The sequence below is a fragment of the Agarivorans sp. genome, from assembly GCF_050295395.1.
Taxonomy (GTDB): Bacteria; Pseudomonadota; Gammaproteobacteria; order Enterobacterales; family Celerinatantimonadaceae; genus Agarivorans.
The window spans coordinates 1-15,473 of the sequence record NZ_JBNKPP010000071.1 but is presented as its reverse complement, the minus strand read 5'-3'; the positions used below and the strand labels follow the sequence as shown (position 1 = coordinate 15,473).

Annotated in this window: 15 protein-coding genes; 9 read left to right on the top strand and 6 right to left on the bottom strand. The window is 45.3% G+C overall.

Annotated elements, in window-relative coordinates:
- Both ACQY6Q_RS04155 and ACQY6Q_RS04150 read right to left on the bottom strand, forming a co-directional pair.
- On the bottom strand, window positions 1–477 hold a 477-nt coding region (locus ACQY6Q_RS04155), incomplete at its 3' end, for an aminopeptidase P family N-terminal domain-containing protein (protein ID WP_427978220.1).
- A gap of 119 nt (window positions 478–596) precedes the next feature.
- Complete coding sequence (locus ACQY6Q_RS04150; protein ID WP_427978217.1) at window positions 597–1,757, bottom strand: GGDEF domain-containing protein; 1,161 nt, start codon at window positions 1,755–1,757, stop codon at window positions 597–599.
- Window positions 1,758–2,141: 384 nt separating this feature from the next.
- On the opposite strand from ACQY6Q_RS04150, the gene ACQY6Q_RS04145 reads away from it, so the two are divergent.
- Together ACQY6Q_RS04145 and ACQY6Q_RS04140 are read left to right on the top strand one after the other, a co-directional pair.
- Window positions 2,142–4,169: a methyl-accepting chemotaxis protein gene (locus tag ACQY6Q_RS04145; RefSeq protein WP_427978214.1), complete on the top strand. Its 2,028-nt coding sequence runs from the start codon at window positions 2,142–2,144 to the stop codon at window positions 4,167–4,169.
- A 50-nt stretch (window positions 4,170–4,219) separates the two neighbouring features.
- Window positions 4,220–5,725, top strand: a complete 1,506-nt coding sequence (locus ACQY6Q_RS04140; RefSeq protein WP_427978212.1) for an exopolyphosphatase — start codon at window positions 4,220–4,222, stop codon at window positions 5,723–5,725.
- A 61-nt stretch (window positions 5,726–5,786) separates the two neighbouring features.
- Here the strand turns inward: ACQY6Q_RS04140 and ACQY6Q_RS04135 are convergent, their stop codons facing one another.
- Window positions 5,787–6,989 (bottom strand): ammonium transporter, encoded by a 1,203-nt coding sequence (locus tag ACQY6Q_RS04135; protein ID WP_427978210.1) that lies wholly within the window; start codon window positions 6,987–6,989, stop codon window positions 5,787–5,789.
- Between the two features lie 372 nt (window positions 6,990–7,361).
- Here ACQY6Q_RS04135 and ACQY6Q_RS04130 point away from each other — a divergent pair, with 372 nt between their 5' ends.
- The 7 genes from ACQY6Q_RS04130 to ACQY6Q_RS04100 all read left to right on the top strand — a co-directional run bounded on the left by ACQY6Q_RS04130 (window position 7,362) and on the right by ACQY6Q_RS04100 (window position 13,003).
- On the top strand, window positions 7,362–7,676 hold the full coding sequence (locus ACQY6Q_RS04130; protein ID WP_427978208.1) for a putative signal transducing protein: 315 nt from the start codon (window positions 7,362–7,364) through the stop codon (window positions 7,674–7,676).
- Window positions 7,677–7,769: 93 nt separating this feature from the next.
- A complete protein-coding gene (locus tag ACQY6Q_RS04125) occupies window positions 7,770–8,450 on the top strand; it encodes a flagellin (RefSeq protein ID WP_427978206.1) in 681 nt (226 codons plus the stop codon).
- Between the two features lie 71 nt (window positions 8,451–8,521).
- Complete coding sequence (locus ACQY6Q_RS04120) at window positions 8,522–8,767, top strand: YecH family metal-binding protein (protein WP_427978204.1); 246 nt, start codon at window positions 8,522–8,524, stop codon at window positions 8,765–8,767.
- A gap of 290 nt (window positions 8,768–9,057) precedes the next feature.
- Entirely contained in the window at window positions 9,058–10,677 is a 1,620-nt protein-coding gene (locus tag ACQY6Q_RS04115; RefSeq protein WP_427978202.1) for a methyl-accepting chemotaxis protein, read from the top strand.
- 28 nt (window positions 10,678–10,705) lie between these two features.
- Window positions 10,706–11,905, top strand: a complete 1,200-nt coding sequence (locus ACQY6Q_RS04110; RefSeq protein WP_427978199.1) for a hypothetical protein — start codon at window positions 10,706–10,708, stop codon at window positions 11,903–11,905.
- Window positions 11,906–11,916: 11 nt separating this feature from the next.
- Window positions 11,917–12,327 (top strand): phosphate ABC transporter substrate-binding protein, encoded by a 411-nt coding sequence (locus tag ACQY6Q_RS04105; protein ID WP_427978197.1) that lies wholly within the window; start codon window positions 11,917–11,919, stop codon window positions 12,325–12,327.
- An 85-nt stretch (window positions 12,328–12,412) separates the two neighbouring features.
- Window positions 12,413–13,003, top strand: coding sequence for a YhgN family NAAT transporter (locus tag ACQY6Q_RS04100; protein WP_427978195.1), 591 nt, complete (start codon window positions 12,413–12,415; stop codon window positions 13,001–13,003).
- Window positions 13,004–13,015: 12 nt separating this feature from the next.
- Here ACQY6Q_RS04100 and ACQY6Q_RS04095 read toward each other — a convergent pair whose 3' ends face one another.
- The 3 genes from ACQY6Q_RS04095 to rsmD are packed head-to-tail and all read right to left on the bottom strand — an operon-like array spanning window position 13,016 to window position 15,198.
- A complete protein-coding gene (locus ACQY6Q_RS04095) occupies window positions 13,016–14,308 on the bottom strand; it encodes a hypothetical protein (RefSeq protein ID WP_427978193.1) in 1,293 nt (430 codons plus the stop codon).
- Window positions 14,305–14,571 (bottom strand): DUF1145 domain-containing protein, encoded by a 267-nt coding sequence (locus ACQY6Q_RS04090; protein WP_427978191.1) that lies wholly within the window; start codon window positions 14,569–14,571, stop codon window positions 14,305–14,307. Before ACQY6Q_RS04090 ends, ACQY6Q_RS04095 begins: the two co-directional genes overlap by 4 nt.
- A gap of 12 nt (window positions 14,572–14,583) precedes the next feature.
- Window positions 14,584–15,198 (bottom strand): 16S rRNA (guanine(966)-N(2))-methyltransferase RsmD, encoded by a 615-nt coding sequence (gene rsmD, locus ACQY6Q_RS04085; protein WP_427978189.1) that lies wholly within the window; start codon window positions 15,196–15,198, stop codon window positions 14,584–14,586.
- Window positions 15,199–15,473: the final 275 nt, after the last annotated feature.

The following is a 15,473-nucleotide window of genomic DNA, read 5'->3' as shown; positions in this document are numbered from 1 at the left end:
CTCGGCACTAATAAACTGTTGTTCGGGGTTCGCTTTGATTAAGCCATCCACTAAAAAAAAGGCGGCGCTGGCGTCTATGGCAATGCTGCCGTTAATCTCTAATTGTTGGCATAGTTGCTTGAATAAGAGATAGGGGCTTTGGTGTTCGTGCCAACCATGAAAGGGGGCGTCGATTAACATGAAGTCATTAATTGAATCTTGTTCAAAGCAAGGTGCTAGGTAGTGTAATTGTCCATCAGCACAGAGTAAGGCGCCCACCAGTCGTTCGCTGGCGCTCCAGCTTAAGCCTGTAAAGTAATAGAGATTGGTGCCAGCATTGAGGTAGAGCGCGGCTATGCCTTGCTGTTGCATCATTTGGCAAACATGTTGCTGGCGCTGCTGATACTCACTTAGGCTGATGTTGGCGATGTCGCTACACATATTATCGAGAAGGGCGAGTTGTTCACTGGCGTTGCTGCCACCGACACCTATAGTCATGTTTATTCCTTTATTCACAGCGGCTGGGATAGGGTAACTATCTAGAAGAGAACAAAGATTAAGAATAAAACGCTATTAGGTAAAGCAAAATCTCCAGCGCAAGTGCGCCGGCTGTGGGCTTATTGTTGGTTTAATTCTGCGGAGTAAATCATGACTTTGTTCCCGCCTTGGGACTTGGCCTGATACATTGCCAAGTCGGCTTGTTTAATTAATTCAGCGCTGTCACCTTCAAGTCTATGACAGGCTAGACCAAAGCTGGCGCTCATGTATATCTTACCGTTGCTGGTGACTAAGGCTTGTTGGTTGAGTTGAACACGAATTCGGTTGGCCAGCGCATAGGCTTGCTGAGCGTTGGAATTATTTAGCGCAATGACAAACTCTTCACCGCCAAAGCGACCAAAAATGTCGCCAACTCGCAGGTTATTACTGACAATCTTGGCAAAGTGCTGCAAGGCTAAATCGCCATTGTGGTGACCATAGTTATCGTTGATTAGCTTAAAACGATCTAAGTCGATGAAGATAAGTGCCACTTCGCTACCCAGAAATTGAGCGCGTCGAGTCAACTTTTCTAGTAACTCTATGAAGTAGTTTCGCCTCATTGCGCCAGTGGTATCGTAATTGGCCAATTGTTCCAGTTGAATTATTTGCCGCCAGTGCATTAAAAAGTAGAACACGTATGTTTGCAGGGCATTGGCGGTAAACAGAGCTAGCAATAAAAGGGCGGGAGCAGCTAACAGTAGCTCTGGTGTTTCAGTTTTTTGTTGCCAAGCAAAGTAGATGCGCAATAGCAGGCAAGTGCCCAAGAATATATATAGACCTATCACCAACCATAACGCTGGTTTGTTGTTGCTAAGGAAATAGCGAAAATATAACGATGCACAATAAAAACAGCACAGTGCAATAGCCGCAGAAAATACGCTCACTCGTTGAACTGTATCGGTGATAAAGAGTATCGAGTACAGGTTCAATATTAGATAACTTACTATGACTAGGCTAACGAAGTGTCGATTTAACTTACGTTTTAAATAGTTGTGATGGCCTGCCACGATCAGTAGAAAGGAAGCCACAAATAAACTATTCACTACAAATAAGCTGTTATTGGAAGGTGTGGCCAGAAACAACAGAATTAATAGGGCAGCGATTTGCACGTAAGAAGCGGCAATCCAGCAGTCTAAACAAGGGCGCTGTCCATGAAAAACGCGAATAAGAGTAAGCACTGTGGCTGAAACAACCGTCAGTAATGTAGTGAGAATAAAGTAAGTCAGTTCGTCAACTACCATTGAATTGCGCTTCCTTGGTTTATATCAACAGTGTAGATGCCTATTGCAACTACACAACTTTAGGCTACGCAACAGTCGTGATTGGCTGGCTTTGATTAGAGTTTTTGCTCGATGAAAAGTCGGCCAAGTAGACGGCAGAATCCCCTGAATTGACTGCCTATGGAAAGCATCTTTGCTACAATAGTTTAGAAAAAAATAATATAAGTCCTTTTGGGTTTCCATCTTGTTTCCCTGCGCTTGTGATGCTTGCTTTAGTCGCTTGCCAGACTGCGTGGGGGATGTGCGTAAGTTCGCACTATCAAGACTTTAAAAAAGATAATTAAAGGAAACCTTACTAGGCTTAACGGTAGCTAAATTAGACAGTTATAGGTGAAGGAAGCGGGTATGTTGGGGAAAAAAATTAATGGTATTTCAGTTGTTCACCGATTATATATTGGATTTGCCATTTTAACCTTGGTGATTGCAGCAGGGGGAGGCGGCGCTTTTTTACTCGCTCAAACGGTTAATTCCAGTTTTAATACACTAACAGAGAACAGTGCAAAAACTCAGCTCTTGGCCAATCAGATTGGCAGCCAAGCCTTACGAGCGGGGATCCAACTGCTAGGTTTGGAAAATGCGGCAAATCTAGAAGAACTACAGCGAATAAATGGGCAGGCTGAACAGGCGCTGAGCTCACTCGATAGCTTAGTGAGAGAGTTAAGTGCTCATGCTCAGACCTTTGATATTCAAGGTTTAAAGTCGCAACTTGATGACGTTGAGCGAGTCGAAAATACCTTAAGTTCTCAAGGGCGTGAACTAGCTCAGCAGCAAAGTCTTTATTTGGAACAGGACCAAAAGGTAAGAGACGATTTAAGCCAATTTTTATTTCAGCTATCTGACATGAAACGCAGTGTAACTAAGATTGTTGCGCCTGCTGCTGCCGAAGACTCTTACATCGAAGATATTTTGGCTATGGTGATGGAGCGTTTTGGTTTAATGGAGTTTTTGTTATCTAATATGGTGAATACTCGAGAACCAGATAAAATCGCCGATTTAGTACAAAAAATTCAATATAATAATGGTGTTTTTAATGACGATTTCTCATCCTTAGTGGATGAAGTTGAAGCCCTATCTGATCCGCAGATACAAGAACTCGTAGCTGAATTTAATCGCCAGCTTAACCAGCCCACCGGCATTGTGGCGCGGTATATTGCCAGCCAACAAACCATTGAAAATATCTTTTTACAAACCTCTCAAATCAATCAGCAACTGGCCGGTTTAGATGTAATTGTGACTGAGATTGTTGATCTAGCCAACAGCCAGAGTGCTAAGGCTAGCAAGCAAGGTAAATCGTTGATTTCTCAAGCTCGTTCCACCACCATGGTAGTGGTGCCTTTGGTGGTATTGTTTGCGATTGCGGTTGCTTATTGGTTGGCTAATTTGATCCGTAAACCTTTGGAACACACTCAGGCTCATATTTTGAAGCTGGCCGAGGGGGATTATAGTAAAACTATGCAGGGTAAATATTCGGGTGAGTTTGCTATTTTGGTGGCTGCGATTAACCGAATGATTGAACAGGCTCGGGATGTATTTAGCCAAATTCAGACAGCGGCACATCATCTTAGTGAAGTGTCTGAGCGTAACAACCAAGCCTCTAGCATGGTGAAAAGTAAATTAGACAAACAAACCGCAGAGCTTAGCAGTGTGGCTACTGCCGTCACTGAAATGGAATCGGCAATCAAAGAGGTCGCCGCTAATACTGAAAGCAGTAGAGAACTCTCGTTGGCGGTGGAAGATAATATTGATCAAGGCCAACAAGTGATGAACCAAAATATCGACATGATAGATAGTTTGGATGATGCACTGCAGAGTACCTCTGGTCAGGTTGATAAGTTAGCCGAGGCCAGCAAGCAAATTGGTTCAATTATTGAAGTGATTGATGGCATCGCCGAAAAAACCAATTTATTAGCTTTAAATGCGGCTATTGAGGCGGCTCGCGCTGGTGAGCAAGGACGAGGTTTTGCCGTGGTGGCCGATGAAGTGCGTAGCTTAGCCAGCCAAACCACTAAAAGTACCGAATCGGTGAGAGAAATGATTACCACTTTGCAACGCGAATCTAGCCAAGTGTTTGATGCGATGGCGGCCAGCCGCGAACAAATGAGTCAATCAAAAGTGTTAGCAGAGAAATCCCGCGAAGCCATCTTAACCATTCGCAATAACATGACCCAGATGCGAGAAATGACCGACCAGATTAGCGTGGCCGCTCAAGAGCAACATCATGTAGCCAGTGATGTGACCCGCAACGTGAATGTTATTGCCGAGGTGGCAGAGGATAACTTTGAGCAAATCGAGCGGGTAGCACAATCTAGTGAGGCTTTGCAGCAACAGGTAATTGATATCGAAGCTATGTTAAAACGCTTTATATTAAAGTAAATTAGCTAGACTTTATGTTGTTCTTGTTGGCGTTTCACTAGGGTTGAAATATGTTTAATTTGTCGCGTTTATTGAGTCCGAAAACCGAGCAGTTGGCTGCATTGGATTTAGGCAGTAATAGCTTCCATTTGATTATTGCCGATTGGCAAGATGGCGAGCTAAAAATTCGCGATAAAGTCAAAGAGATGGTGCGTTTAGGTTGGGGTTTACAAGATGACGGCAGTTTGGACGCTGCCGCTTGGAATCGAGCTCAAGCTTGTTTAGAACGCTTTGGCGAAAGGCTTAGAGAGTTTAAGCCCGGCAGCGTTCGGGTGGTGGGCACTAAAACCTTACGTAGCATCATCGATTCCGAGGCCTTCCTACAAGCCGCCGCACAACGCTTAGGCCATCCGGTCGAGGTAATTTCAGGTGAAGAAGAAGCCCGTTTAATCTACCTAGGTGTTGCCCATTATCAAGCACCGACCAATGGCCCGCGTTTAGTGGTGGATATCGGTGGTGGTAGTACTGAGTTGGCTTTAGGTGAAGGTATGGAGCTTAAGCTGAAAGAAAGCTTAGACATGGGCTGTGTCGCGATCACCAAGTTATTTTTCAAGAATGGACGGGTCAGTAAAAGTCGCTTGCAAAAAGCCAATGTGTATTGTTCCCAACAGTTATTTCCAGCTGTAGATGATTACCTAGAACATGGCTGGAAGGAATGTCTAGGCGCCTCGGGTACCATTAAAGCGGTGGCCAAGGTGTGCGCGGAAAACCAGTTCTGTGATGCCGATATTCAGCTAGCGGGCTTGGAAGCCATTCTTAATTGTTATCTTGAAGCGGGCGAATGTAATTTACCACTCAAAGGTCTTTCAGAAGAACGCCAACCAGTTTTTCTTGGTGGGGTTGTGGTATTACATGCGATTTTCCAAGCTTTAAATATCGACACCATGCATGCTGCCGAATCGGCCTTGCGTGAAGGTCTATTGTATGAACTGAAAGGGCGTTTAGAACATACGGATATTCGTCCTAGCAGCGTGCAACGTTTGGCAGAGCGTTACCATGTGGACAGCCAATTGAGTGAGCGGGTTGACAGTACTTGTCAGTTATTACTTAAGCAAGTGGCTGAGTCTTGGGACTTAGATGAGCTGGAAACCAGTAAGTTGCTCACTTGGGCCTCGCAATTGTTTTTAGTTGGCCTAGATGTAGCGCATAACGACTATCATAAACATGGTGCTTATATCGTTGAAAATGTTGACTTGGCGGGTTTCTCTAGGATTGAGCAACAACACTTAGCTGCCTTGGTATTGGCCCACCGTAAGCGTTTCCCAAACAAACAATTCCCTTTAGATAACAGCTTTTTGCTAAAAGTCTGCTTGATGTTGCGTTTGGCGGTGATCTTTAATCGCGGTAAGCGTCGTCAGGCCTTGCCTGAAATACAGTTTAGAGCTGCAGAACAGCAAATGAGTTTGTTGCTTGAGCAGCAGTGGCTACAAAATAATCCGTTAACTCGGGCGGATCTAGAGAACGAACAACAGTACTTAAGCCAAATCGATTATAACTTAGATATTATTGAGCTGTAGAGTTGTGCCAGTGAGCTTGGCAGCAATAAAGCGCTCACCCTTGTGGTGAGCGCTTATTGTTTTAGCGGTCGTTATTGGTCGCGCTAATTTTGTGAATCGCTAAGTCAGCGCCGTGGAATTCATCTTCTTCAGACAAACGCAGTCCGGCTACCGCATTCACTGCTCCGTAGACTATCACGCCACCCATTAAGGCGATGGCGATACCAACTAAGCTACCGATTAACTGGCTGACGAAAGAGACGCCGCCTAAGCCACCTAAAGCTTGGCTACCAAAGATACCGGCAGCAATACCCCCCCATACGCCACAGAGGCCGTGCAGTGGCCATACGCCTAATACATCATCGAGCTTGGAGTGTTGCTGTAACCAAGTAAATACCCATACGAATAGGGCTCCTGCAATGCCTCCGGTGACCAATGCGCCTAGTGGATGCATCAAGTCGGAACCGGCACACACTGCTACTAGGCCTGCTAAAGGACCGTTGTGCACGAAACCGGGGTCGTTGCGGCCAATCAGTAAGGCCACTATGGTTCCACCCACCATGGCCATTAGGGTATTTACCGCCACTAAACCGCTTATTCCATCCATGGTTTGGGCAGACATAACATTAAAGCCAAACCATCCTACGGTGAGTACCCATGCGCCTAAAGCGAGAAAGGGGATGTTAGAAGGGGCGAAGGCGACGCCAGGCTTACGGCCTTTACGCGCGCCCAAGATCTTAATCGCCACTAGCGCTAACCAGCCGCCCATGGCATGCACCACCACAGAGCCGGCAAAATCATGGAATGTCGCGCCAAATTGCGCTTCTAACCAAGCTTGAAAGCCGTAATTCCCATTCCAAATAATGCCTTCAAAGATCGGATAAACGAAACCAACGATGAGCGAAGAGGCGATCAGGAAGGGATAAAATTTGCCCCGTTCTGCGATACCGCCCGAAACGATCGCTGGAATAGCCGCGGCAAAGGTCAATAAGAAGAAAAACTTCACCAATTCGTAGCCATTGCCTTGGCTAAGAATTTCGGCGCTGTTAAAAAAGTGGTTACCGTAAGCTAAGTAGTAACCCACAATGAAGTAAGCCAAGCCAGAAAACGCAAAGTCGGTGATGATCTTCACTAAGGCGTTAACTTGGTTTTTGTGGCGAACCGTTCCTACTTCTAAAAAGGCAAAGCCCGCATGCATTGCCAGAACCATGATTGCGCCCAGCAGAATAAATAAAGTGTTCGCGCTTTGCGACAAAATGTCGATCGCTTCACTAATATTCTCCATTAAAAATACTCCCTAAGTGTCTTCTATTGGTTTTTAATGCGCCAAAAGTAAGCAAAGATCATACCTATTTTGCACCATAAGTTTTCAGGGTGGCACTAAGTTGATGCAAGATAAGGCGTTTAACTCGATGTTAACCTTATTTTTACATGATTTAGTGCTAGTTTGGTGCGATTTTAAACGTGGCTAGTTTGTGATTTTGTCCATTTTGGTGCGTTGTTGTGTTGTTTTGGTGCTTAGCCATCAGCCATCGGCGTAGTTTTATTGTTGGTAGCAATTCAGGATTTTTACTTTGGTTGGCGATTGCTGAGTGGCTCAGACGCATGTACTCATATGCGGGTCTATAGTTATAACAACTGTTAAGAGGAGGGCTTCATGGAGCAATGGCATGAGCTATATCGGGCTGAGAATTTACTAGAAGCAGCATTGTTGCAGGGCATGTTGGGTAATATTGGTATCGAAAGTCACATCGATGGGCAGTATTGTGCGGCCGCGGCAGGTGAGTTACCGATGGAAGTGATTCAAGTTAGCTTAAAGGTAAATTTATTTGCCTGGGAGCGAGCCAAGTTAGCCCTGAAAGATTATCAGCGTAATCAAAAACTTGAATGGACTTGCTTGGAGTGCGGAGAAATTAATCCCGGAAGCTTTGATTATTGCTGGTCCTGCCAGTGTGAAAACGTCCTCAAATAAGCGCGCGAAAGCTGCGCTTTTTATAGATTAATGGTATGCTTAAATAGTGTACAGCTAGGTTGTCCCTAGAAACAGTTTTACAGAAGGTGTGCTATGGCAATTTCGCAAGTTTCAACCACTACTGCTCCGTCTGACTTCTATATGGAGCAGGCCAAGAAGCGACAGGAAGAACAAGCTGAAAAATTAGCGTCCGGTAAGCGGATTAATTCAGCGGCTGATGATCCGGCTGGTTTACAAATTTCGGGTCGTTTAACCAGTGGGATTAATGCCGACGAAGCTTACAGTAATATTTATCAAAATCAGGTTAGCTTAAATAATATTCAGTCCGCTCAATTACAAGGCACCACTGAACTATTACAGCAAAACCAAACCTTGGTGGTGCAAAGCGGTAACGGTATTTATAATGCCGACGACATAGCAGCCTTACAAGCGCAAGTCGACGCCAATACCGCGGCGATTCCCAATGCGACAGAGCTAGGCGTCGATAGTATCGACTTAAACGATCCTGCTACGGCTCAAGCAGCCTTACAAGGTGCCCAGCAAACCACTGATGGCACGCAAGCTGAATTGGGCGCTTCAAGCAATGCCGCAGAGTCGGCCTTTCGCTCTACTCAGGCGGCTATAGAGGCCCAAAGTGCAGCGCGCTCACGCATTCTCGACACCAATTATGCTCAGTCTACCTCTCAGCAGGCGCAAAATGATGCCTTGTTGCAGAGCTCTATTCAGTCTTATCAACAGCAATTGGCAGCAAAAAATATCGATAGACTTATCTAGCTTGTTTTAACGCAATAAAGACGCGGTGGTCTGCTGATATAGTGACCACCGTTTTTTTTGTGGAGACAGCAATGAGTCAATCTATTCATGGACATAAAGTCATGGAACTGATGTTAGCGCAGGGTGGAAGCTACACTGCCGAATCCTTAGAACAGTTAATGAATGATACCTTTGGTGAAGCTAGTCGCTATCATACCTGTAGTCACAAGGATATGAATGCCAAGCAATTGATCGCGTTATTAAAAGAGCGCGGTAAGTTTGTTGAAGCCGAGCAAGGTTTTACCACATGTGAATCTAAAATTTGTTCACATCATTGATCTTCTGAAGGGGCATAATTGCCCCTTTTTGACGTTTTATCTCTGTTTGTTTTAGCTCACATCATCGATTTTTCTAAACCTCTTATCTCTCTAAATTCCCCCCATTATTTTACATTCCTGAACTTTTGTATTTTTTGTTCTTCATAGAGCTAAAACTCTAGTTTTAATAAGGTTTTAATTAGTAATTACCCTTGTGGTTTAATTACGCGGTGGTTAGCGGACTTAGGCGCTAGTGATTTCCACAAGCTAACTGTAGTTATTAGTTTTGTGTCTTATAGGGAGTTCCGAGAATGGATTGGGCAAAACGATTGAAAATAAGTCATAAAGTGAGCCTGCTTGCTGCGATAGCCGTGGTTGGTTTTGCCATTTACCTAGTCAATAACATGTTGGTGCAAAGAGACAGCCGCTACAGTATTGAGCAAATCCGCGACCAGTACTTTCCTGCCCTCGATACTGCTACTGGCTCTCAACATGCTTTATATAATATTGATCAATTATTGCAAACGGCAGTGACTACAGGAGATGAAGAGTCTCTTGAATTGGCTGATCTTCAATACCAATTGTTGAGTGATAAGCTTCAGCAATTACAAACCTTGTTACCCGATGCTGTTGCCGAGGTTAATCAGTTGGCGAGTTTGTTAGAGCAATACTACCCACGGGCAAGGGCCATCGCCTTGAGCTTGGTGGATGGCAGCGCCGATTTTTCTCGTTTACCAGCTCAAGCAGAGAGCTCTGCTGCTACTTTACAGCAATTAACAGCGGCTTTAGCTAGCCTCAGAAGTAATACCGAAAAAGCCTTTAATCAAACCATTGAGCGCACCATTGCCAGCTCGCGTAGTGCGGTTACGGCAGGGGTAGTTTTGGGCTCGGCCACCATTATTGTGGTGATTTTGGTGGGCATTATGACCACCCGCAGTATTGTTCACTCGATTGCGCAGGTAACCGATTCGTTACGGGAAATTGCCGAAGGTGAAGGTGACCTTACGGTGCGTATTGACTATCAAGGTAAAGATGAAATCGCGACCTTGGTGCATTGGTTTAATCAGTTCATCGGTAAGATGCAACGCAGTATTGCCACCACCAGCGAAACCGTTAAGGCTTTACAAGATGTATCATCTCGATTGATGGAAACCAGTCAGCACACGGCATCGAGTATTGACTCGCAGAACCAATCGGTGGCGGAAGTGAGCTCTGCTATTGAAGAAATGATCAACAGTGTCCACCACATTGCTGACTTTGCTTCGCAAGCTTCATCGGAAGCGTCTTCCGCTAATCTCAGTGCCCAACAAGGTCACCAAGTCGTAGAAAGCACGATTAAAGGAATTAATGATTTGGCTGAAGAAGTGAATAGCACGGCTCGGGCGATTAACCAGCTAGAGACATATACCGCTAATGTGGGGGTTATTTTGGATGCGATTCGAGGTATTGCCGATCAAACTAATTTATTAGCTTTAAACGCGGCTATTGAAGCTGCCAGAGCCGGAGAGCAAGGTAGAGGGTTTGCAGTAGTGGCTGATGAGGTAAGAACTTTAGCCTCGCGAACCCAAGACTCCACTCAGGAGATTCAGCAGGTTCTAGAAGAGCTGCAAAAGGGTTCTGGTTCGGCCGTAGAAGCGATGAACCGTGGCATCGAGCAAGCCGAACTGAGTGTGCAGCAGTCCGCGCAAGCAGGAAAATCGTTAATCGACATCACCGACAAAGTGGAGTCTATTCATGCTGTGAATGAGCAGATCGCAGCTGCGACCGAACAACAAACGACCACATCCGATTTAATTAATCACAGTGTCAATGACATTCAACAGATATCTCTCGCAGTGGCGAAAAGTTCTAGTGAAATAGACAAAGTCAGTGAGGATGTAAGGCAGGTAACGGCACGTCTAAGTGACGTAATCAGCCAATTTAAAGTCTAAAAATCAAAATAATAATAGGAGAAGCCCGATGGATTTAAGGGTGTGGCAAGCACTACCGCTGTGTTTATTAAGTGGCGCGGTAATGGCCGACGAGGTACTTGAACAAAGGGTTGAGCAACTCGAACAAGAAGTTCAAGTGCTCAGAGAACAAAATCAGCAAAACGCTTGGGATAAGATCAGGTTTAATGGTTTTTATAGCGTAGGGATTAACCAGTCAAATAATGAGCTTGGTTATGCAGACTCTTCAGAAGATTATGATTTTAATAATCTTACTTTAGTGGGTTTACAGGGTGACTTCGCTTTAGCTGATAGCACCAGCGTGACTGTTCAATTGGTCGCGCGTGGTAGTGACGATTTTAGTCCCAAAGTGGAATGGGCATATTTAAAACATACCTTCGATAACTACGTTACTTTGCGTGGCGGAAAACTGCGTTTACCCATGTATATGTACTCTGACTACTTAGAAGTGGGGTTTGCTCAGCCATGGGCTCGTCCACCAGTAGAAGTATATGGTTTTGTTCCTTTCAATTCTTTTGTGGGTGTGGATGCCAGTTATGACTTTGAATTGGATGACTCAACTTTGAGCCTGCAGGGTTTTTGGGGGCAATCCAAAGAAGATGGTACTAATTACGATGATATTTTAGGGGCTAACATATCATGGGCGGTCAATGACGTTACCTTACGTGCGGTGTATGGCGTGGCTAAAGTGACCCCAGCTAGCGATAATTACCCTAACCGCGGCGTATTAGCTGACAAAAATAAGGCTGATTTCTTAGGCGCAGGCTTTAGTTATGATGATGGTTCTTGGTTGCTGGTATCGGAATGGACTCGGGCCACGGTGGATGGTCAATACTCCGATGTAGATTCAGCCTATTTAACGCTAGGTTATCGTATTGATAAGTTCATGCCTTACGCTACCGTTGCAGGTATGAAAACTCAGGATGACGATGAACGTGAAGGTCAATTTACCTGTGTTGCTTTGTGTAATTCTGGTAACGACGTAGCAGCTCCTAGCGCTTGGATTTATGACGGTAAACGTCGCTCTTATTCCTTAGGTCTTCGTTATGACTTGTTATCTAATTTAGCGCTTAAGTTAGACGCCACTTATGTGGATGGTTTTGGTGATACAAATGCACTGTTAAGTAATAAGGTTAACGCGGCATTGACTGGTCAAAATTCAGCGGATAGCACCGTTGTTTACAGCATTGTATTTGATGGCGTATTTTAGGAGGGAGTCAAATGAAAAAAGTATTATTGGCCCTATGCCTGAGTAGTTTAAGCCTAGCCAGCGCTGCGGCCCCTGTGGTTATCGCTAACAGTGCCGGGCCTGATGCCTTGTCTCAAGCCGATGTTAAAAAGCTTTTTTTAGGCAAACTAAAGAAGTTACCAAATGGTGCAGAACCCTTGGTGATTGAATACAACGAGGGAGATGCGTTGCGAGCCAGCTTTCATGAGCTAGTATCCGGAAAAACTGAAGCACAATTGCAGGCATATTGGTCAAAGCTGATTTTTACCGGTAAAGCAAAACCACCACAAACGGTGGCGTCTGCTTCCGTTGCCGTAGCCCAAGTGTCCGCTAACGCCAATGCCATTGGCTATGTGGATGAAGCTGATGTTACTGGCGCGGTAAAAGTGGTATTTAAACCCTAAATATAGTTAAGTATCGAACAAGCCAGAGTGTTATGCTCTGGCTTTTTTATATCTTGTAAAAAACCACGAGTAAGAGAGTCAGTTAATGGATATGTTATCGGCAGCAGTGATGTTGTTTTTAATCATGGATCCGCTAGGCAATTTGCCGGTATTCCTCAGCATGGTGAAGCATCTCGATCCTAAGCGCCGACGCATCGTATTGTTACGTGAACTGGTATTTGCCTTGGTTGTGATGTTCTCCTTCTTGTTTGCTGGTGAGCAAATTCTCGGTTTCTTAAATCTGCGTCAAGAAGCGGTCAGTATTGCAGGCGGTGTGATTTTGTTTTTGATTGCCTTAAAAATGATCTTTCCTCAACCGGGTGGGGTGGCTGGTTTAGCTGCGGGTGAAGAGCCCTTTTTGGTACCAATGGCGATTCCGATGATTGCCGGTCCCTCGGTATTGGCTTCGTTAATGCTATTGGCTAATCAAGATGGAAGCCGAATGCTGGATTGGTCATTAGCCTTATTGGCGGCCTGGGGGATCAGTGTGGTGATTTTCCTCTTCAGTGGCATTTTATTGCGTTTGCTGGGGGAAAAAGGCCTAAAGGCAATGGAGCGATTGATGGGCATGTTGCTGATTATGTTGTCGGTACAAATGTTCCTAGATGGAATTGCGGATTATTGGTTATCCCTATAATCCACAAGCAGGCTAGTAGGGGTGGTTGATCCCTAGACGAAATACATTGTCATCACCGCTGCTGGCTATATCACCGCGCAGGACCACTCCTTCCATCATTATTCTCAGGCTGAGACCGAAGCTGTATTTCATATCGCTGTGCAGCGTGGCAAGATTATATTGCTCGGCCACTCGGCCGGCTTCGGCAAAAGCGACCCAGTACCATGCGGGTACGTTGAACCAGTTCATCACTGGCACTTTAGGCAAAGGATTCCAATTGGGGGTAAAACGGTATTCCGCCGAGTAATAAATCATTGAACGGTCGTGAAAACGCGCCGCTTCATAGCCCTTTAACCTATCCATGCCACCTAAGCGCGAGCCAGCAAACCATGCCGGGCGGTGATAACGTGTTTGCCCATCATGTTGGCTACTACTATTCCAAGTTGGTGTATCTGAGGTAGCAAAACCCAGTGCTATTACTTGATTTTGAGCCCAAGAGCGACGCGGTAAATTAATATATTTGGCGGCCGAAAATTCCCAAAGAGACCAGACCGGGCGGCTATTGCCTCCCCAATCTCGAGTAATACTAAAGCGCTGGCGGCTGCCTCGAGTAGGGTTTTGATGGTAATTACGGTTGTCGTATTCCAGCTCTAAACGTAGTCCGGCAGATTTCGTCGCGTATTGGTAAGCATTATATTCACCAATGTCTTGCTGCCAAAAATACGGCTCTAACTGAACGATGGTTCGGCCACTGGTTAGAGGGTTCCAACTATCGCCACCGGCCTGATAGCCCTCTCGTACTTCACCCTTGCGCACTCTAAAGGTATGGATTGGTGAATCTTTACCGTGGCCGATTGGTAGTAAGTAACGAAACCGAAAGCGGTATTCTTGGCCTTGAGTATGACTATAAATACGATTATTGATGCTGGAATCGTTGCTACCCGCTGCTTGGTCGGAATAGTCTGGATTACCATTCACATACTGTGGATTGTGGGTGAAGTTAGTGCGGTATAGGGTGGTATCAAAAAATAGCCGCTCGGCAAAAGGTAGTTGGTAGTCACCGCTGTAAAGAAAGCCCATCCAGCTATTGTTGCTGGTGACGGTAGCGGTTGCTACCATGCTGGAACTGGCCTGAATATGTCCGGCTGCGCCGACTCCAACACCTACTCCCCAGTGTAAGTTTTCGGTGTAGTAGGCATAAGGTAAGATTTGAGTCCATGAGCCGCGGCGTTGGTGTTTGGCATCTTCTAAAATAGTGACATTCATTGCTGTACTGGCCAGACTTACACATCCCATGCTGGCACAAGCAAGCTGAATTAGCTTCACCTTTGTTTTTCCGACATGCGCTTATGGATCTGCCACATCGCAAAAAAGCCAAAGATTAAAATTTGTAACTTGTCGCCTTTTCTTAATACGCCTGCTTGTTGCAGGGTGCCAACTATGGCAAATAACTGCACCGCATGTAATAGCAGAAGAAAGCCGCCTACTAGCGGTAAGATCCAGTTATACGGCGCTACAAAAATAACCGGGCTGAGTAACATGGCTAGCCACATGGCGGCCATAAAGGCTTTTCCTATTTTAATAAACATCGTGCTTAACTCTTATTCAACTTGATATAAACGGTAATTAACTTGGCCGGCTTGCTTTTGTTTAATGCACTGCCAGTTGCTAGGTAAGCTTGGTTCACCACCTTCGTTTTCAAACTCCAGATAAACCAAGGCATTCGGCTTAAGCCAGCCATTTTGGTTTAACAACTCGCAGCTGGGCTGTAGCAAGTTTTTGCGAAAAGGCGGGTCGATAAACACCACATCGTAGGGTTCACTAGGGCGCTGATTTAACAGCTGTAAGGCGTCTTGGTTAATTAACTTGGCTTGTTCACTAGACAGTTCCAATAGTTGCAAGTTGGCCTTTAACTGTTTAGCTGCTGCGGCATCTTTTTCAACAAAAGTGGTAAAGGCCGCATAACGTGATAAAGCTTCAAAACCTAAGCCGCCACTGCCAGCAAATAAATCTAAGCAATGACTTTGGTTGAGGTAAGGGCTTAGCCAATTAAATACGGTTTCTTTAACTCGATCGGTGGTGGGGCGTAAACCCTCACTATTCAACACTTTGAGTTTTCTACCACGCCATTGACCGGCAATAATCCTTATCTGACCAGCGCCTTTACGAGGATTGTTAGTTTGATTTGTATGTTTTCTTGCGGAAAGCCGTGCCATTTACTTAGACCATTGAGAAACTATGTTAATATTCGAGCAATATTGATTGGACGTGGGCATTGTAACAGCCAACGTCGTTTACTGGTAAAAAGGTTTTGCAGTAATGGCAAAAAAGAAGGGCCTATTTTCTTGGTTTGGCCGAAATAAAAACAACGAACAGCAACAATCTAACGATCCTTCCGATCAAGTATCCACCGAGCAACAGGCGCGCGACTTAGCTCAGCAGGAGCAAGCGGAACGTGAAGCGCAAGCCGAACGTGAAGCGCAAGCCGAGC